The organism is Cycloclasticus sp. (genome assembly GCA_040743155.1).
GTDB lineage: Bacteria > Pseudomonadota > Gammaproteobacteria > Methylococcales > Cycloclasticaceae > Cycloclasticus.
Genome location: JBFLJU010000001.1, coordinates 1,319,003 through 1,338,429, shown reverse-complemented (window position 1 = coordinate 1,338,429; position 19,427 = coordinate 1,319,003). Strand labels below are relative to the sequence as shown.

Genomic DNA, 19,427 nt, shown 5'->3' with positions numbered 1-19,427 from the left:
CACATCTCAATGTTATGACGCTGAATTGGCTAGACTCTTCAGATGGTTAATTCTAACCCCCGCTGGTGGATGGCTATGGTGAAAGCTTGAGTAAAGTGGGTCTGGCGTTAGTGTGCTGGCATTCTCGCGATACAATTTAACCAACGCTTGAATGAGATGTTCAGGTTTAGCCATGGTGCTTGCAAAGGCGTCCGCCTCAAATTCAAATTTACGTTGAAAGTAACTACCGATAGGTTGTAGAAAAGTCGTAAAAATTGGGGTGACAAGAATAAAAAGCAGTAGAGCAATTGCATCATTAATTTGCAACACACCAAGGCCATCAAAAAACCAATTTTGTTGTTTTAGCCAGCCCAAAAGAGCGAAGCCAATGAGCGTTACGCCGGTCGAAACAAACATCTGTTTAGTGATGTGTTTACACTTAAAATGGCCGAGCTCATGGGCCAGTACGGCTTCAATTTCATCGGTATTTAGTGATTCTATTAGCGTGTCAAAAAAGACGATTCGCTTATTGTTACCAATGCCGGTGAAGTAGGCGTTGCCATGACCTGAACGACGTGATCCATCCATTACGTAGATACCTTTGCTGTTAAAGCCGCAGCGTTCGAATAGCTGTGTGATTCGCGACTTTAACGCCTCATCTTCAAGCGGTGTGAACTTGTTAAATAGTGGGGCAATAAAGGTGGGCACAAGCCATGTCATAAAAAAAGTGAAGCTAATGGTTAGTAGCCAAGCATAGACCCACCAATAATCGCCCATTTTTGCCATGACCCAAAGCAAGGCATATAAAAGAGGCAGGCCAATGGTGAGCATTAAGGCGATTTGTAAGAATTGGTCTTTAATAAATTGCCCAACGGTTGTCCGGTTAAAGCCAAATGCTTGCTCGATATTGAATGTTTGGTAGATGGAAATCGGCAGTTCGATAAGGTGGGAAGCAATAAAAACACACATGATCAGGGCAACGCCCGACCAAATATCATTATTAATATAAGCTTGAGAGGCGTCGACAAGGACATTGATGATGCCACCTAATGTCAACACGACTAATAAAGCGCTGCCCAGAATGGTGTTTAAGTTAGCCACTTTAGTCTTAGCGATGGTGTAATCAGCAGCCTTTTGGTGTGCGTCCAGATCAATTTTACCTTTGAAATCATCCGGTACACTGTCTCGATGGTACATAACATGGCTCATCTGACGTTTATTCAGCCAAAGTTTAAGCAATAGCGATGTCACTAAAAAAAATAAAAATATATAGCTAAATTCGTTCATAATTTCATTAATATACCGGTGTAATTTATATTTCTAACTTAAAAGGTCATTAAATGTCTCAAGACAAGCAAAACTTAATTTGGATCGATCTTGAAATGACAGGTTTAGAGCCTGCCACAGATTCTATCATTGAAATAGCGACTGTTGTCACTGATAAGGACTTGAGGATTCTCGCTCAAGGACCCGTGTTAGCGGTACATCAGACAAAGCAAACGATGGATGCGATGGATGATTGGAATCAAAAACATCATGGCCAGTCGGGGTTGATTGAACGTGTATTAAAAAGTCCGCTGACTGAAAGTGATGCTGAGCAACAAACGATCAAATTTCTAGAGCAATGGGTTCCAAAAGGTGCCTCACCCATGTGTGGGAATAGCATCTGCCAAGATCGACGCTTTATGGCCAATTACATGCCAACGCTTGAAACTTTTTTTCATTACAGGAACTTGGACGTTAGCACTCTAAAGGAGTTGGCGAGTCGTTGGGCACCGGATGTTATGAAGGGTTTCAAGAAGAAAGCGACTCATCAAGCCTTAGATGATGTCATTGAGTCGATTGAAGAACTGAAGCATTACAGAGAAAATTTTATCAAAGTCTAAGCAGTGGCATCGGCTTTATACCCCATGCGTACACCACCCCAATGTTGACCATTAACGTATATTGGGACAGATAAGTCGTGGAAAATTTCTCCAGTATCGCGTTTATACGTTTGTAATAAAAAATCTTGGGTGTGTGAACCGCAACGAACTGCTGTTGGGTCTTGGTATATACGTTTACTCCGGCTACTGACCAAGTCGGTTTGATAATCGCCTGTGGGGGCCTTAGCAAATTTATTGTTATGTGTTGGAATGTAGCCATTCGGATCGGTACAAGCTGCGTATATTACTCTTTCATTGTTTAGAAATTTTTCCTGAATTAAAGGTAAGGTCGCATCACAGAAATTATCATATTTAGTGTTGAATTTTTGTGGGTCTGTGCCTGAAATAGCTTTATATTCACGGTCAAATAAATAGTTTTCAGGTATCGTATTATTCTTAATGGAAGATTCAAATAATGACTGTACTTCTTGTGCCATTTGTTTGCCCATTTTTTTCACTTCGTCGTGAAATGTGCCTAGGTTGAACATCGATAAATCATTGTAGATAGTCTCGGATATAGCAGCCAATTGCATCGCCTGATCGGATGCTGCGAGTGACTCTTTTTCTGTGTGTTCAAGTTCTTCACGTATATGATCAATTGAATTGGAAATTTCAGAGGTCGCTAAGACGTGTTCTTCGATCATCTGTTGGATATCGCGTGCTTGCTGCTCGGAGGCAGAGGCTTCGGCGTTAATGGTCTGAAGAGACTGTCCGATGAGTTCGGTTGATCCAACCACCTCATTTACGTCCACTTCTAATTTTTCCATGATGTTGACAGCAGTACCCGTTTCGCTACTAATTTCCCCAAGCATTTTTGCAATGTCACTGGTGGCTGTGGCTGTTTTGTTTGCCAATTCACGGACTTGGTCAGCTACCACGGCAAACCCTCGGCCATGTTCGCCTGCACGAGCAGCTTCAATGGCGGCATTTAAGGCTAGCAGGTTGGTTTGATCTGCAACACTGTTGATAACTTCTGTGATGGACTGTATTTGTTCTGATTTGGCTTTAAGGCTGCGAATTGAATCAGAGGTTGATTGCACTTGATTGTTGACGCTATGAATGGTGCTAATGGCGCTATTAATAGCGAGTTCACCCTCGGTACAAGAGGAATTGGTTCTAGCGGCGGCACTAACGGCTTCTACTAGAAGCTCTGCAATTTGGCTTGTAGATTGTGAGATTTCCTCTGCAGCGCTGGAGATTTGAGTGGCCTTATCAGCTTGACCTTGGATAGTCTTGTTTAGGGTGTCGACAAAACCGGATACTTCAGCAGAGCCAATAGCAATGGTGTTGCCACTATTGCCTAAGCGTTTAGCACGCTGATGGAAATCGCCGACATATTTATTGATGGCGGTATTTAGGTGCTTAACTAGAGAGTTTTTAGCAATGGCGCTGGCTTCTTCTTCCGGTATTCTTTTGTTTGTGTTGAGCGCATCTTCGATGGAGCCAAGCGATCGAAAGGTGGGCCGTAAAGATAAAGTAAAAACAACAGAGAGGGTTGATAGAGCAGAGAATAACGCGATTAAAACGGCGGTTACCATGGCGTTTGTTTGGTCCGGCGTGAGATACCCAATGAGTAAGCCGCAAGCGGAAGCAACGATAATGCTAACAGCAAAGACGGGAAATAAAGTTTGGATAGGGTACTGGCGTGATTTTTCCATTTTTCCTCAGAATATTTTAGTTATTGTTGGTATGTATTAACTTAACGGTCGGTGTGGCTTAAACTTTAGTTTTTTATATTAGAAACGTTTTTTTGTTGTTGAATAGCCCACTGTACGTGTTCTTTGATGATAGGGTTTTGGTCATCTTTTTTCTTATTCAGAGCGTTTAAAATAAGTTCATTGTATGGGGCGTTACCTAAGGCAATGGCGATGTTCCTAATCCAGCTTTCATAACCAATTCTACGAATGGCAGAGCCTTCGGTATTTGAGAGAAAGGTTTTCTCGTCCCAGTGGAAAGTCTCAATTAAGCTGATGGCGTCTAAGCCATGGCGAGCGATAAAATCTTTTTCCCCTGTTAAGTTTGCGAAACGATTCCAAGGGCAAACTTGCTGGCAATCATCGCAACCATAAATATGGTTTCCCATTGAAGAGCGAAACTGCTCGGGAATAGCGCCTTTTAATTCAATGGTTAGATATGAAATGCAGCGTCTAGAATCGACGGTATAGGGAGCAATAATCGCCTGAGTTGGACATATGTCGATGCAGCGGGTGCATTCGCCACAATGTTCCTCGGTGGCTTGGTCGATAGGTAGTGCTAGGTCGACGTATAACTCACCAAGGAAAAACCAAGAACCAGCCTCTTTGTTGAGTACATTACTGTGTTTGCCAATCCAGCCTAAACCGGCTTTTTGTGCGATGGCTTTTTCCATAACGGGGGCGCTGTCAACGAAGGCGCGGTATCCAAAAGGCCCAATTTTTTGTTCAATTAAACTGGCGAGACGCTGTAGCTTTTTGCGGATAACTTTATGGTAATCACGGCCCAGTGCGTAACGAGAAATATACGCTCTAATAGGGTCGTCCATTAGCGCGTTTGTCTGCTTCATCGGCTCGGGTAAGTAGTCCATGCGGCACGATATAATACGTATGGTGCCGCTGTGTAATTCGTCGGGACGGGTGCGTTTGGTACCGTGCTTGTGCATATACGCCATGTCAGCATGCAAGCCCTTATCGAGCCAGTTGTTTAACTGTGTTTCTGCTTCTGAAAGGTCTGTATCTGTAATACCAACTTGCTGAAAGCCTAGGGACTGCCCGAGGGCCTTAATTTCATCGGCTAATTGTTGTAAGTTTGATTCGTCGTCTATGCGCATTAAAAGAACTGGTTGTTTTATTGCAAGTGCTTTATTTCGGTTACTGTTATCAGGAATACAGATTAAACCTATCTCTTATTGATAACTAACCCAAGCTGCTCGATATTGGGGCAGGTTACCATGCACTAACAACTCGCTGCTTTGATATAAACTACTTTTTCGTAGAAAAAAGCATCCCTATGGGCACTATGTTCAAAGCACGACGCGATTTAGCTAGCTAGATAGATTAGAATTAACTTCTTCTTAACCGAGAAATTATCACCATGTCATTTCCATTGTTTACCGTAGAGCAAGTGCGTCAAATGGATCAGCAAGCGACGGCTGCAACCGGAATAACGGGTTTTGATTTAATGCGGCGAGCTGGGCAAGCGCTTTTTCAGCAGCTTCAGCAAATGGTTTCTAAAAATGACACGGTGCATATCTTTTGTGGTGCGGGCAATAACGCAGGCGATGGTTATGTGTTAGCGACATTATTAATTGAATCGGGCGTTAATCCACGAGTTTATACGCTGGTCGACGTGAGCAAATTGAGTGGCGATGGTTTACGTGCCTATGAGAAATACAATGAAGTTGGCGAGCTGAGCACAACACTACCAGCGGTGCTTGACTCGGGTGTTATTGTCGATGCGTTGGTTGGTACTGGCTTGAGTAAACCGTTAACGGGTGCTTTTTTGGCTGCTGTTGAACTAATAAATGCTTCGGAACTAACGGTTCTATCTGTTGATGTGCCTTCCGGTTTAAACGCCAATACCGGCTGTGCAAGTGCTGGATCCGTGCAGGCGGATACAACCTTGAGTTTTATAGCCTTAAAGCGCGGCCTATTTACCGCAGATGGTGTTCAGCACAGTGGGGAAGTGTTGCTTGATGATCTATCCGTAGACTCACAGATACTTGTAAATCAAACCGCTGAGGCACAACTACTCGTCTTCGAGTTAATGAAAAAAAACTTGCTGCCACGGGCTAAAAACACACATAAAGGTGATTTTGGTCATGTTTTAATGCTGGGGGGCTGTTGTGGTTATAGCGGTGCCATTCGGATGACGGGTGAGGCGGCACTAAGAGCCGGTGCAGGCTTGGTCAGTGTCGCAACGCGGCAAGAACACGCGGCCTTTATTAATATTGCGAGGCCTGAGCTGATGTGCCACGGGGTAAATACGTCAGCCGAGTTGTTTGCGTTGGCAGAGCGTTGTGATTTGCTAGCTGTTGGTCCTGGTTTGGGACAAACGCCGTGGTCAGAAACCTTGTTTGAAGCAACGTTAGAACTAAATAAACCGATGGTTCTGGATGCAGATGCTCTTAATATGTTGGCTAAGTCCCCTGAAAAGCGTGACAATTGGGTGTTAACACCACACCCTGCCGAGGCGGCTCGCTTGTTGGGCTGTTCAACAATGGACATTCAGCAAGACAGGTTTGCAGCGATTAAGCAATTGCAACAACAATATGGCGGTGTCGTTGTGTTGAAAGGTGCCGGTAGTTTAGTGAACGACGGTGTGGTTATTTCAGTGTGCACTGCGGGCAATCCGGGAATGGCGTCGGCGGGAATGGGCGATGTGCTAACAGGTATTATCGCCGCATTAGTGGCGCAAAAACACCCGTTGTCAGAGGCAACCAAATTAGCTGTTATGATCCATGCCTTAGCGGGTGACCGAGCGGCAAAAAATGGTGAAAAAGGCTTGTTGGCAAGTGACTTAATGACCTCGATACGTGAGTTAGTGAATGATTATTAAAGATGAACAGGCGATGTTAGATGCGGGTAAACAATTTGCCTTGCAGTTGAAACCAGGCCTGTTAATTTTCTTGGTGGGTGACTTAGGTGCGGGGAAAACAACCTTTGTCCGCGGTGTGCTGAATGGCTTGGGACATCAAGGCTCGGTTAAAAGTCCAACGTATAATTTGGTCGAACCGTACTCGATCAATAACCAGCCTGTTTTTCATTTTGACTTGTACCGATTGATGGATGCAGAAGAATTGGAATATATGGGTATGCGTGATTATTTAAATGACGAGACAATTTGTTTTGTTGAATGGCCAGATAAAGGGGATGGTTTGCTTCCTGCACCTGACACTGTGGTTAAAATAAATATTTACGGAAGTGAGCGAGAACTGTTAATATCTAACTACAAAGACTCATAAAAACAGTTGGTTATGGAACTATTCTCGAATAACTTTAAACTGACTCGGCGTTTTTCGAAGCTGCTTTTACTGGTATTTATGTTGTCTTCGAGCGCTGTTTCTATGGCGGCGCCGAACAAAAAAGTCGAATCATTACGATTTTGGACTGCTCCAGATCATACCCGCTTAGTTCTTGGGTTGACTTCCCCCGTTGAATACAAGGTGTTTACGCTCGATAACCCACCGCGATTAGTGGTGGATTTAGATAACATTAAATTTAACGCAACATTGCCGAATTTTTCGCCGACGCACAAGGTTGTTAGCCTAATGAGGCAGGCGCCGCGTAATAAAAAAGACCTCCGGGTAGTTATCGATTTAAAAACACTCGTTAATGCAAAAAGCTTTTTATTAAAGCCTAACGCGGATTACGGCCATCGTTTGGTGATTGATTTATACCCAAAGTTAAACAAGTCTGGGGTCCCCCCGCGTGCTATAAAAAAAGCTTCTAGTACCAATAAGAAAAACAAATGGATCGTTGCCATTGATGCTGGCCATGGTGGTGAAGATCCGGGTGCAAAGGGGCATAGAGGGACACGTGAAAAAGTAGTGGTATTGGCCATTGCTAAAAAGCTAGCAGCGTTGGTGAATAAACAGCCCAATATGAAAGCCTATTTAGTCCGCAAGGGTGATTACTATATTGGTTTGCGCAAGCGTATGGAAAAGGCACGTAAAGCGAAAGCAGATTTGTTTGTTTCTATTCATGCTGATGCGTTTAAAGATCAGCGTGCAAGAGGTTCTTCGGTGTATGTGCTATCTAATCGAGGTGCTAGTAGTGAGGCTGCGCGTTGGTTGGCGAAAAGTGAAAATGCGGCGGATTTAGTGGGTGGCGTCAGTTTGGATGATAAGGATGATATGTTAGCGTCGGTATTGTTGGACTTGTCACAAAATCATACTGAGGACGCGAGTGCAACGGTAGCTGCCGAGGTCCTTAAAAACCTGAAAGGCCTTGGACACGTGCATAAAAAGCAAGTTCAACGGGCTGGCTTTATGGTGCTGAAGTCACCTGATATCCCCTCCATTCTGGTAGAAACCGCTTTTATTTCAAATAGAAATGAAGAAGCGAAACTGCGTACTCCAAGACATCAGTCAAAGGTGGCGAGTGCTATTTTGAAGGGTATTAAAACCTACTTTGCGCATCAACATCAGCCATCGGCACCGACGATACGTTTAGCAAAGTCCACATACAAAATTAAAAAAGGCGATACGCTGTCGGCTATTGCTCAACGGCATCGAGTCTCGTTGTCATCCCTAAAAAAAGTAAACGCCTTGCGGAGCAGTAAAATTAAAGTCGGGCAAGTTATCCAAATACCGAGTTAGTCAGAGAGTTATTTTTCGATACAATGTGTGTAACCTATACGGTAAAAACATTACAGCTATCGAACGTCCTATGTCCATTAAAAAACTACCGCCACAACTAATTAACCAAATTGCCGCGGGTGAAGTGATTGAGCGCCCAGCCTCGGCGGTCAAAGAGTTGGTTGAGAATTCGCTTGATGCGGGTGCAACGCGTGTTTTGGTGGAAATTGAAGAAGGGGGTTCACGTTTAATACGCGTGAGTGATAATGGTTCAGGCATTGATAAGTCGGATTTGGATTTAGCCTTATCTCGACATGCGACCAGTAAAATTGGTTCATTATTGGACTTGGAATCGGTTCTTAGCTTTGGCTTTAGGGGAGAAGCCCTGCCTAGCATGAGTTCTGTCTCTCGTCTCACCTTAGTTTCGAGACAAGCCAGTGAAAATGCGGGTTGGTGCGTAAAAGCAGATGGTACTGAAAGTGAATTGGATCCGGTTCCCGCTGCGCACCCTATTGGTACTAGCGTTGAGTTGCGTGATCTTTTTTATAATACGCCAGCACGCAGAAAATTCCTGAAAACTGATAAGACCGAATTTGGCCATATTGAAACGGTAATTAAGCGCATGGCACTTAGTCGTTTTGACGTGGAATTTACCCTTAAACATAATCAACGGCAGGTGATAGACCTTAAGCCTGCGTTAAGTGACGAACAAAAAGATCAGCGAGTCAGTTTGCTTTGCGGCGATGGTTTTGCGCAGGAGTCAGTGCGCATTGACGTTGTAAATGGTGCTTTAGCATTGCAAGGTTGGGTTGGCCTGCCAACCTATTCAAGGTCGCAAGCCGACATGCAGTTTTTCTATGTGAACGGTCGTTTAATACGCGATAAACTGATTAATCATGCGGTTCGTTTGGCGTATCAAGATGTTTTATTTCATGGTCGTCACCCTGTTTATGTCTTGTATTTGACTATCGACCCCGTTTTAGTGGATGTGAATGCTCATCCAGCTAAGTTAGAAGTGCGGTTTCGAGAAAGCAAGGCGGTGCATGACTTTGTCTATCGTCGAGTTAAGCAATTATTGACAGACGTGCGGCCGGCAGATCAATATCCAGTGCAGCAACCGCAGGTAGATTCTACATTACCCTTATCCGCACCTAGTAGTATGCAACAGCGGCATATACCGATGTCAGTGGCCGAACCTTCGGTTAGTTATAGTAGTGGCATGGCGTATTCGGCGCCACGGCAGGGTGCAACACCAACCGCTTTTGCTAGCAATAGCGGGCAAACGGACGGGGCGATACCGACGATGGGTTTTGCCATTGCTCATTTACACAATACTTACATTCTTGCTGAATCGGAAAAAGGCTTGGTGCTGGTCGATACGCACGCGGCGCACGAGCGTATTGTGTATGAAAAGATGAAAAAGCAGTATGACGCCGGTGATATGCCATCTCAGCCATTATTGATTCCGCAAAAAGTGCAGTTGTCTGATGAAGAAATGCTGGTGTTTGAACAGCATCAACACATGTTGGATGAGTTAGGTTTGGACTTGAGTTCGTCGGGTCCAAATACCTTATTAGTCCGCGCTATTCCAGTTTTGTTGGCTCTAGACGATGCTGAAAAGCTTGTGCGGGACTTGCTGCAAGACCTTGCGCAAACAGGTGAAACTAAAAGCGTTCAAGATGCCTGTTATACCGTGTTAGGAAATATGGCGTGTCACGGTTCTATTAGAGCCAACCGCCGATTAACTGAAATGGAAATGAATGCTCTATTGCGTGATATTGAGCAAACGGAAAACAGTGGTCAGTGTAATCATGGACGCCCCACTTGGGTTCTGCTTAACGTGCAGCAATTGGATGCGTTGTTTTTACGAGGCCAGTAGCTGATGACTGTCTTACCACGCGTTATTATGTTGATGGGGCCAACCGCGTCAGGCAAAACAGCCTTGGGTGTCGAAATAGCCAAAGCACTGAATGGTGAAATTATTAGTGTGGATTCTGCGTTGGTTTATCGGGGTATGGACATTGGTACGGCGAAGCCTGACGAGCAAGAGCGACAAGGTATTAAACATCATTTGATTGATATATTGGATCCTTCGGAGTCATTTTCTGCCGGTCAATTTCGCGACCAAGCGCTAGCATTAATAAATGAAATTTCTGCCAGAGGGAAAGTTCCTGTGTTGGTTGGCGGCACAATGTTGTATTTTCATGTGTTGCTCAATGGTATGGCGAAACTGCCGGATGCAAATGCACAGATTCGCCAGACTATAAATGAGCAGGCGGCAATAGAAGGTTGGGCTGCCGTGCATAATCACTTAAAAGAAGTTGATCCTGCTGCTGCGAATCGTATCCATCAAAATGATACCCAAAGAACCCAAAGAGCACTTGAAGTCTATTTGGTTTCAGGGAAAAGCCAGACGGATTGGTTGCGAGAGCAGGCGGCAGAACCGCGGCCGTTTGATGCGATTAAATTTGCTATCGCACCAACCGATCGCGCTAAGCTGCACGAAAGAATCGTTTTAAGAATGGATCAGATGTTGGCTCACGGATTCTTGGATGAGGTTCGAACACTCTTTCGGAGAGCTGATTTGGATGCGACAATGCCAGCAATCAGGGCGGTAGGGTATCGTCAAGCGTGGTCCTTTTTAGAAGGGGAGTACGATGAGGCCATGTTCCGAGAAAGGGCGATTATAGCGACTCGACAATTGGCAAAAAGGCAATTTACTTGGCTGCGTCAACAAAGCGATACGACTTTTTTTGAGATGGGTGAGAAATCTGCCTTAGGGCAAGTTTTGAGTGATGTTAAAAATAATAATAAATAGGCTTGAAATGCCGTAATATTGCCACCACTTATATAACAACATAGGCGATTGGTTTAGCGGTTATAATGCTGTCTGAGCTAAAATTCGTTACGCCGTAAGATGGAAGAAGCGGTTATTAAAGTGACTTTGTCAGAGTAAAAATAAAAATTAGGAGCAAAACAATGTCTAAAGGACATAATTTACAGGATACATTTCTAAATACATTAAGAAAAGAACACATTCCTGTCGCCATTTTTTTGGTGAATGGCATTAAATTACAGGGTCAAATTGACTCTTTTGATCAATACGTTGTGATTTTGAAAAACGCAATTAATCAAATGGTTTATAAGCACGCTATTTCAACCGTTGTGCCTGCAAGAGCAGTCAACATGGCTCGCAACGACGAGGAAGGGTAGGCTGTAAATTTGTTTGAATTAGCGATCTTGGGTCGGTTTAACTAATGGAGTTGTTTGATCGCCCTGAAACGGGTGAAAAGGCTCTTGTTGTTCATTTATCTATTAATGAAAGTTACTCAGAAGATGACCTGAGCGAATTTATTCAATTGGTGACCTCGGCTAATGTTGAGCCAGTGGTGACGGTCACTGGTTCTCGACGTGTCCCGGATTCAAGGTTTTTTGTCGGCAAAGGTAAGTTGGAAGAGGTGAAACACTTGTTGCATGAACATTGTGCAGATGTTGTTTTGTTTAATCATAAATTGAGCCCCAGCCAGCAACGAAATTTAGAAAAAGAATTGGAGGTGCGTGTATTAGACCGTACGAACCTGATTCTTGATATTTTTGCCCAACGTGCGCAATCATTTGAAGGTAAATTACAAGTAGAGTTGGCGCAACTACAACACTTATCAACGCGATTAATCAGAGGTTGGACTCACTTAGAGAGGCAAAAAGGTGGTATTGGTTTGCGCGGCCCTGGCGAAACTCAGCTGGAAACAGATCGCCGTTTAATCGGCCACCGTATTCGTCAAATTAAGACTCGTTTAGCAAAAGTGAATAAACAGCGTGACCAAGGACGACGTGGCAGACAACGTGCGGATGTGCCAACGGTGTCTCTTGTTGGTTATACCAATGCCGGGAAGTCCACACTGTTTAATGCGCTGACAGGAGCATCTATTTATGCCGCTGATCAGCTTTTTGCAACATTAGACCCGACCCTTCGACAAGTTAAGTTGCCAGATTATGGTGAATTAGTGCTTGCCGATACAGTTGGTTTTATTCAAGACTTGCCGCATGAGCTAGTTGCGGCTTTTCGTTCAACCTTGCAAGAGACGATAGAGGCGGATTTGTTGTTACATGTGGTTGATGCCAGTAGTCCAAATCGTCAAGAGCAGATACACGAAGTCAACGCGGTTTTAAAGGAAATTGGCGCTGATAAGATTCCGCAACTGATGGTTTATAATAAAATTGATCGCCTTTCTAGTGTCGATTCGCATGTTGATAAAGATAGTACGGGTAAGGTGACGGCGATATGGCTGTCTGCGATGATGAATAGTGGGGTGGATCTTTTGTTGGAAAGCCTGTCCATTCATTGTCATGATGAAAATACACGGACGAGCGTTATTCTAAGACCAAAAGACGCTAGATTGCGTGCCAAATTATTTGAAGTGGCGCAGGTGATCAAAGAAGAAAACACGGACGATGGCTGTTGGGTGATGGATCTAAATATACCGAATAAATATAAATATTTGCTTGATGAGGTTCAGTCGTTTTAGCTCGAATTAATGCTTTAATTCTTGCCTAGCATGGCATAGCACCCTAGAATTAGCTGCTGTAACAAAATAATCTAAATATTGAGGTTTTAACTATGTCTTGGGATGAATCGGATAACGATAAGAATAAGAAGGACCCGTGGAGTGGGCGAAAAAAAGAACAACAAACTCCCCCAGACCTAGATGAGCTAGTGCGCTCTTTGCAAGAAAAGTTTGGTGGTCTATTTGGTGGCGGTGGTTCAAAAGGTACTGCCAACAAAAAAACATCGGGCGGTCCATCAGGCGCCAGCGTAGGAATGTTAATTGGCTTGGCGGCTGTAATATGGCTGGCATCCGGCATTTATATTGTTGATGAAGGCAACAGAGGTGTTGTGTTACGTTTTGGTCAATACTTGGAAACAACGTTGCCGGGACCACACTGGCGTTTCCCTCGCCCAATCGATAGCGCCATCATTATCAATGTTGATCAACAGCGATTTATTGAAATTGGCTACCGTTCAGGTGCAAACCAACAAGCTGCTAGTGGCGTTAGAAAAGAAGCGCTGATGTTGACGGAAGATGAAAACATCATCGATGTTCGCTTAGCTGTGCAATACAAAGTAAAAAGCGCACAGGATTACATCTTCAATGTAAGAGCACCAGAAGTCACCTTGAAACAATCTGCTGAAAGTGCCTTGCGGGCCGTTATTGGTAAAAACAAAATGGATTTCGTTTTGACAGAGGGTCGAAGTGAAGTCGTTGCAAAGGTTGAAACAGCGCTTCAGGAAATGTTAGATGCCTATAATACTGGCTTGATTATATCAACGGTTAACTTAGTCGAAGCACAGCCACCGGAAGAGGTTCAAGGTGCCTTTTCCGATGCTATTAGAGCGCGTGAAGATGAACAGCGTTTTATTAACGAATCTCAAGCGTATTCAAATGAAATAATACCAAAGGCTCGTGGCGCAGCGTCAAGAATTGTGCAAGAAGCAGAAGCTTATGAGCAACGTGTTATAGCAGAAGCATCCGGTGACGCGTCTCGTTTCACACAATTACTGGTGCAATATGAGTTGGCGCCAGAAGTTACTCGTAAACGGCTGTACTTAGAAACCATGGAAGACGTATTAGGTAATTCTAAGAAAGTTATTATGGATGTTAAGGGTGGTAATAATCTTATGTATCTACCCATTGATAAACTAATGGAATCTTCATCGGCTAAAACAGCGGCAAGTTCAAACCGTTTTATTACGCCAGCAGAAAAGAGCACGCCTGTTAACACAGGACGAGATACCAGTTATAGAGATAGAGGGAGGGGCAGATAATGAAAATTAATCCACTGATATTGGTTGTTTTAATAGCCATTCTTTTTATAGGCTCTGCTAGCATCTTTACCGTTGATCAACGTGAAAAGGCTATTGTGTTTAGGTTGGGTGAAATTGTACGTACAGACCTTGAGCCTGGCTTACACTTTAAAATGCCGTTCATTAACAATGTTAGAAAATATGACGGACGTCTACAAACATTGGACTCTAGACCCGAACGCTTTTTAACATCTGAAAAGAAAAACGTGATTGTCGATACGTTTGTTAAATGGAAGATTTCTAATGTAGATAACTTCTATCGTGCCGTTGGCGGTGATCCACGACAAGTCGATACACGACTAAATCAATTTGTTAAGGAAGGCATGAGAGCAGCCTTTAGTAAGCAAACGATTAAAGAATTGATTTCGGTTGGCAGGGATAAAATTCGTTTAGGTTTGGTTGAGGATATTAATTTACTGGGTAAAGGTTTGGGTATTGATATTATCGACGTCCGTATTAAACGTATTGATTTGCCCGATGAAGTCAGTGCATCTGTTTATAAACGGATGGAGTCAGAGCGTGAACGAGTGGCGCGTGACTTTAGATCAAGAGGTAAAGAAGCAGCTGAAAAGATTAAAGCTAATGCCGATAAGCAAGGCGAGATTATTCTAGCGACAGCTTATAAAACATCACAAGAATTACGAGGTAAAGGTGATGCAGAGGCGGCTAAAACCTATGCAAATGCCTACAATCAAAACAAAGAATTCTTTGCTTTTTACCGTAGTTTAGATGCGTATCGGAAAAGTATGGGCTCTGGCGATGATTTGATTGTTCTTGAGCCTACATCTGACTTCTTTAAATATTTTAAGCAGCATTAATATTTAATTTCAGACATTTATTGGTGATGGTGTTCGCGTATGGCGTGGCAAGAATTATTTGCAGCAGTGGCTTTGGTATTGATTTTAGAGGGAATTATTCCTTTTATGAGCCCCAACTCTTTACGTAAGACCTATCAACGTTTGATGGAAATGGATGATCAAACAGTTCGTGTATCGGGTCTCGTCAGCATGATTGCGGGCGTTATCTTATTAACGTTAGTACGTTAAGGTTTAAGCAAGTCAATGGTAAAAAAAAATAATTGGATATTGCCTGAAGGGATAGATGCATTACTTCCGGCTGATGCTGCGCGTTTGGAAACGATGCGCCGTGAATTGTTAAATTTATTTCAATCATGGGGCTATCAGTATGTTATTCCGCCGATGGTTGAGTTTCGCGATACATTACTGACAGGTACTGGCAGTGAATTAGCGCTTCAAACCTTTAATTTAACAGATCAAATTAGCGGCAAAGCACTCGGTATTAGAGCAGATATGACGCCACAGGTGGCTCGTATGGCTTCACATCATATTCATAAAGGCGCGCCAACAAGGCTTTGCTATTTAGGCTCGGTGCTACAAGCCCGTGGCGCTAAAATCGAAAAATCACGTAGCCCGATACAAGTAGGTGTTGAACTGTACGGCAGTCAACATATTAAAAGCGACGTGGAAATCATACGCTTAATGCTTGAAACATTGGCAACAGCGGGGCTACAAGAAGTCCATTTGGATTTAGGGCACGTGGCTATTTTTAGAGGGCTTGCAAATAAGGCGGGTCTTACATCGGCGCAAGAAGCTGAATTACTTGAAGTATTACAGCGTAAAGCTAGCGATGAATTAGAGGAGCTACTTAACACGTATTCATTAGACGCGGAGTGGCACAAAGCTTTTTATCAACTGCTATACCTTAATGGCGATGTGTCGGTATTGGAAGACGCTAAATCTAGTTTATCTATCGGTGGTGACGATGTTATTAGCGCCATCGAAGAACTTCAAGAAGTTGCTGAATTGCTGCAACGGATTTATCCCGCGTTACCATTCTATTTTGACCTTGGGGAATTACGTTGTTACCAATACCAAACGGGTATTGTGTTTGCGGCGTTTGTGCCAGGATTCGGTTCGGAAGTAGCGCGTGGCGGTCGATATGATAATTTGACCGAACAGCTAGATGATTCATTGCCGGCTACAGGCTTTAGTGCTGATATTAAAGTTCTATCACGCTTAAGCACGTCGGATGAAGTCAGTATTAATGACATTATTTTGGCGCCTGATGTGGATGATGCGGATTTGCACGATGTTATCCGAGGCTTGAGAGCATCTGGTAAAATAGTGATACAAGAGCTTCCAGATAATCAACAACAGCCTGAACACAGGTTAGTCATTACAAATGCAAATGGTCAATGGCAAGTTAGTGAATAGCACTACCGGCTTGCAGTTCAATTAAATAATTAATAGAGATATAAAATGGGAAAAAATGTTGTCGTAATTGGCACCCAATGGGGTGACGAGGGCAAAGGTAAATTGGTTGATTTATTAACCGATGATGTAGCGGCAGTGGTGCGCTTTCAAGGTGGTCATAATGCAGGGCACACGCTAGTAATAGGTAATAAAAAAACCGTATTGCATTTGATTCCATCGGGTATTTTAAGAGAGAACGTACAGTGCTTGATTGGTAATGGTGTGGTGCTTTCGCCTGAAGCATTACTGACAGAAATGGACGTATTGAAAAAGGCGGGTGTTAATCTAGATGGTCGTTTAAAAATTAGTGAAGCTTGCCCTCTCATATTACCTGTACATATAGGGTTAGATTTAGCGCGCGAAAACGCGCGAGGAAATAAAGCCATTGGCACAACAGGGCGAGGCATTGGGCCTGCGTATGAAGATAAAGTAGCGCGGCGTGGTGTACGAGCAGGCGACTTATTAACGCCGGACGTTTTTGCTGAAAAATTAAAAGAATTACTGAAATACCATAACTTTGTATTGGAAAACTACTTCAACGCAGAGACTTATGACTTTCAAACGATGTACGACGAAGTGATGGCTCAGGCAGAGGTGATTAAGCCAATGCTGATTGACGTTGCCGATGAGCTACATAACTATAGTCGAGATGATAAAAATATCTTATTTGAAGGTGCGCAAGGTGCACTATTAGATATTGATCACGGAACCTACCCTTACGTGACATCCTCTAATACAACGGCAGGCAGCTCAGCCAGTGGTAGTGGCATGGGGCCGTGTGATATGGATTATATTTTGGGTATAACCAAAGCGTATACCACCCGTGTTGGTAGCGGACCATTTCCTACCGAGCTTGATGATGAAGTGGGTGAATACTTAGGTAAAAAAGGACATGAATTTGGCGCAACCACAGGGCGTGAAAGGCGTTGTGGCTGGTTTGACGCGGTATCTCTTCGTCGTTCAGCTCGTTTAAATAGTTTAACAGGTATCTGTTTAACCAAGCTTGATGTAATGGATGGGCTTGAAGAGGTTAAAATTTGTACGAGCTATAAGTTAAATGGTGAGGTGATTGATGTGCCACCCATTGGTGCTGAAAATTACGCGCGATGCGAGCCCATCTTTGAAACTATGCCGGGGTGGAAAGGGAAAACAGAAGGACGTAAGTCATTAGATAATTTTCCTACCGAAGCACTAGCGTATATCAAGCGACTTGAAGAACTAATAGGAGTGCCAATTGATATCATTTCTACTGGGCCAGAAAGGACTGAAACCATTGTTTTAAATAACCCGTTTCAATAGTCTAATACGGTCAATATTTTAAAGAAGCCCCTATGAATTTTTTATAGGGGCTTTTTTTATGCTGTTAAGTTATTGATTGTAAAATTAATTGTTAGAAGAGGAAATTCTTTTTCCTTTTTTGGTTTTTTGACTCTAAATTAGAAAATGTTAAGCTATATGAATAATAAAAAATAGATATGAGGAGGGTACGTGTTTAATATGGAAAATTATGATGAGATTAAATCATCATTTAAATTAGAAATACCTGAGTTTTATAACTTTGGTTTTGATGTGATTGATAAGCGCGCTGATGAAGCGGATAAACTGGCTTATATAGAAGTAGACGGTAGCGGTGAAACGATTACACATTACCAATTCAGTGATTTACGAGATGTCTCTAATCAGTTTGCCAATGGGCTGCTTGATTTAGGCGCTAAAAAAGGTGACTTAGCCTTTGTGATGATTCCTAGAATAGGCGAATGGTACTCAGTGATGGTGGGTTGTTGTAAGTTGGGTGTTGTGACGATGCCAGGCACAAACCTATTAACGCCTAAAGACATTGAGTATCGCATTAATCGTTCTAAAGCCTCAATGGCGATTGTAACGGCGAATAATGCCGACAAAGTTGACGCCATTAAGAATAACTGCCCAAGCCTTAAAACATTAATCGTTATTGGTGATGAGCGTGAAGGGTGGAATACCTTCGATCAATTAACAAAGCATTCGAGTACGGCGCTGGATAAAAGCCAGTTAGCGCCAAGTAAATCTTCTGATTTAATGATGATCTACTTTACGTCGGGCACAACCGGTATGCCAAAAATGGTGCCGCGTGATAATGCCTATGCGCTTGCGCACACGATCACCGGTAAGTATTGGATGGATCAAAAAGAGGATGATATCCATTGGACATTATCCGATACGGGTTGGGCAAAAGCAGCCTGGGGTATGTTGTACTCACCTTGGCAAATGGGTTCGGCGATGGTGTTGTTTGACGGTAGCGGCTTTGACGCTGAGTTACATTTGAATTTAATCGAAAAGCTGGGCGTCACCACGTTTTGTGCGCCTCCAACGGTGTACCGCTCATTCGCACAAATGGACTTATCAAAATATAATTTAAGTTCTATTCGCCATGCGATTGGTGCAGGTGAACCCTTAAACCCTGAGGTCATTAAAATTTGGCACGAGGCAACTGGTGCTAATATTTATGATGGCTACGGACAAACAGAAACCATTAATATCGTCGCAAACTATCCTTGCATGGCAGTAAAGCCTGGTTCAATGGGTAAACCGGTGCCGGGTGTGAACGTTCAGATTGTGGATGAAGACGGTAACATTTGTGCTGCGAATAGCGTGGGCAGTATAGCTATTGAAATCACTGATCCTTTGCAACCCGGTATGTTCCCGGGTTATTGGGAAGATGAAGCGGCGACCGCTAAGTGCTTTACAAACGGCTGGTACCACACAGGTGATAATGGCACGGTGGATGAAGACGGCTATTTCTGGTTCGTTGGTCGCTCAGACGACATTATCACGTCATCGGGTTATAGAATTAGTCCGTTTGAGGTGGAAAGCTCTTTACTCGAACACCCTGCTGTTTTGGAATCAGCTGCTATAGGTAAACCAGATGATGCACGTGGTGAAATCGTTAAAGCGTTCATCATCTTGGCGGAAGGTTATGAGGGCAGTGCCGAGTTGACCAAAGAAATTCAAACCTTTATGAAGCAACATACCGCTCCATATAAATACCCGCGTGAAATCGAGTACGTTGAATCGTTGCCAAAAACCATTTCGGGCAAAATCAGACGTATCGAATTAAGACAAAATTGTTAGGAGTA

At 43.4% G+C, this 19,427-nt stretch carries 17 protein-coding genes; 14 read left to right on the top strand and 3 right to left on the bottom strand.

All coding sequences use genetic code 11. From position 1 onward, the window contains the following. Positions 1–12: 12 nt before the first annotated feature. Positions 13–1,266 (bottom strand): M48 family metallopeptidase, encoded by a 1,254-nt coding sequence (locus AB1Y31_06390; GenBank protein MEW4982794.1) that lies wholly within the window; start codon positions 1,264–1,266, stop codon positions 13–15. Positions 1,267–1,319: 53 nt separating this feature from the next. Here AB1Y31_06390 and orn point away from each other — a divergent pair, with 53 nt between their 5' ends. Further along, entirely contained in the window at positions 1,320–1,865 is a 546-nt protein-coding gene (gene orn, locus AB1Y31_06385) for an oligoribonuclease (GenBank protein MEW4982793.1), read from the top strand. Here the strand turns inward: orn and AB1Y31_06380 are convergent. After that, positions 1,862–3,562: a methyl-accepting chemotaxis protein gene (locus AB1Y31_06380; protein ID MEW4982792.1), complete on the bottom strand. Its 1,701-nt coding sequence runs from the start codon at positions 3,560–3,562 to the stop codon at positions 1,862–1,864. The two genes, orn and AB1Y31_06380, sit on opposite strands and share 4 nt — an antisense overlap. 65 nt (positions 3,563–3,627) lie before the next feature. Next, positions 3,628–4,710 (bottom strand): tRNA epoxyqueuosine(34) reductase QueG, encoded by a 1,083-nt coding sequence (gene queG, locus AB1Y31_06375; protein ID MEW4982791.1) that lies wholly within the window; start codon positions 4,708–4,710, stop codon positions 3,628–3,630. Positions 4,711–4,973: 263 nt separating this feature from the next. On the opposite strand from queG, the gene AB1Y31_06370 reads away from it, so the two are divergent. From AB1Y31_06370 to AB1Y31_06310, 13 genes are all read left to right on the top strand, one after another. Then, a complete protein-coding gene (locus AB1Y31_06370; GenBank protein MEW4982790.1) occupies positions 4,974–6,437 on the top strand; it encodes an NAD(P)H-hydrate dehydratase in 1,464 nt (487 codons plus the stop codon). Further along, positions 6,427–6,843, top strand: coding sequence for a tRNA (adenosine(37)-N6)-threonylcarbamoyltransferase complex ATPase subunit type 1 TsaE (gene tsaE, locus AB1Y31_06365; GenBank protein MEW4982789.1), 417 nt, complete (start codon positions 6,427–6,429; stop codon positions 6,841–6,843). Before AB1Y31_06370 ends, tsaE begins: the two co-directional genes overlap by 11 nt. Before the next feature lie 12 nt (positions 6,844–6,855). Further along, positions 6,856–8,199 (top strand): N-acetylmuramoyl-L-alanine amidase, encoded by a 1,344-nt coding sequence (locus tag AB1Y31_06360; protein MEW4982788.1) that lies wholly within the window; start codon positions 6,856–6,858, stop codon positions 8,197–8,199. Between the two features lie 70 nt (positions 8,200–8,269). Next, positions 8,270–10,057: a DNA mismatch repair endonuclease MutL gene (mutL, locus tag AB1Y31_06355; GenBank protein ID MEW4982787.1), complete on the top strand. Its 1,788-nt coding sequence runs from the start codon at positions 8,270–8,272 to the stop codon at positions 10,055–10,057. Between the two features lie 3 nt (positions 10,058–10,060). Continuing rightward, on the top strand, positions 10,061–10,996 hold the full coding sequence (gene miaA / locus AB1Y31_06350) for a tRNA (adenosine(37)-N6)-dimethylallyltransferase MiaA (GenBank protein MEW4982786.1): 936 nt from the start codon (positions 10,061–10,063) through the stop codon (positions 10,994–10,996). A 161-nt stretch (positions 10,997–11,157) separates the two neighbouring features. Further along, a complete protein-coding gene (gene hfq, locus AB1Y31_06345) occupies positions 11,158–11,391 on the top strand; it encodes an RNA chaperone Hfq (GenBank protein ID MEW4982785.1) in 234 nt (77 codons plus the stop codon). 44 nt (positions 11,392–11,435) lie between these two features. After that, positions 11,436–12,704, top strand: a complete 1,269-nt coding sequence (gene hflX / locus AB1Y31_06340) for a ribosome rescue GTPase HflX (GenBank protein MEW4982784.1) — start codon at positions 11,436–11,438, stop codon at positions 12,702–12,704. A gap of 92 nt (positions 12,705–12,796) precedes the next feature. Beyond that, on the top strand, positions 12,797–14,002 hold the full coding sequence (gene hflK, locus AB1Y31_06335) for an FtsH protease activity modulator HflK (GenBank protein MEW4982783.1): 1,206 nt from the start codon (positions 12,797–12,799) through the stop codon (positions 14,000–14,002). Continuing rightward, positions 14,002–14,859: a protease modulator HflC gene (hflC, locus tag AB1Y31_06330; protein MEW4982782.1), complete on the top strand. Its 858-nt coding sequence runs from the start codon at positions 14,002–14,004 to the stop codon at positions 14,857–14,859. Before hflK ends, hflC begins: the two co-directional genes overlap by 1 nt. A 39-nt stretch (positions 14,860–14,898) precedes the next feature. After that, a complete protein-coding gene (locus tag AB1Y31_06325) occupies positions 14,899–15,087 on the top strand; it encodes a DUF2065 domain-containing protein (protein MEW4982781.1) in 189 nt (62 codons plus the stop codon). Positions 15,088–15,102: 15 nt separating this feature from the next. Continuing rightward, positions 15,103–16,275, top strand: a complete 1,173-nt coding sequence (locus tag AB1Y31_06320) for an ATP phosphoribosyltransferase regulatory subunit (GenBank protein ID MEW4982780.1) — start codon at positions 15,103–15,105, stop codon at positions 16,273–16,275. A gap of 45 nt (positions 16,276–16,320) precedes the next feature. Continuing rightward, a complete protein-coding gene (locus AB1Y31_06315) occupies positions 16,321–17,613 on the top strand; it encodes an adenylosuccinate synthase (GenBank protein ID MEW4982779.1) in 1,293 nt (430 codons plus the stop codon). Between the two features lie 198 nt (positions 17,614–17,811). Beyond that, on the top strand, positions 17,812–19,422 hold the full coding sequence (locus AB1Y31_06310) for an AMP-binding protein (protein ID MEW4982778.1): 1,611 nt from the start codon (positions 17,812–17,814) through the stop codon (positions 19,420–19,422). The last annotated feature ends 5 nt before the right edge of the window (positions 19,423–19,427 follow it).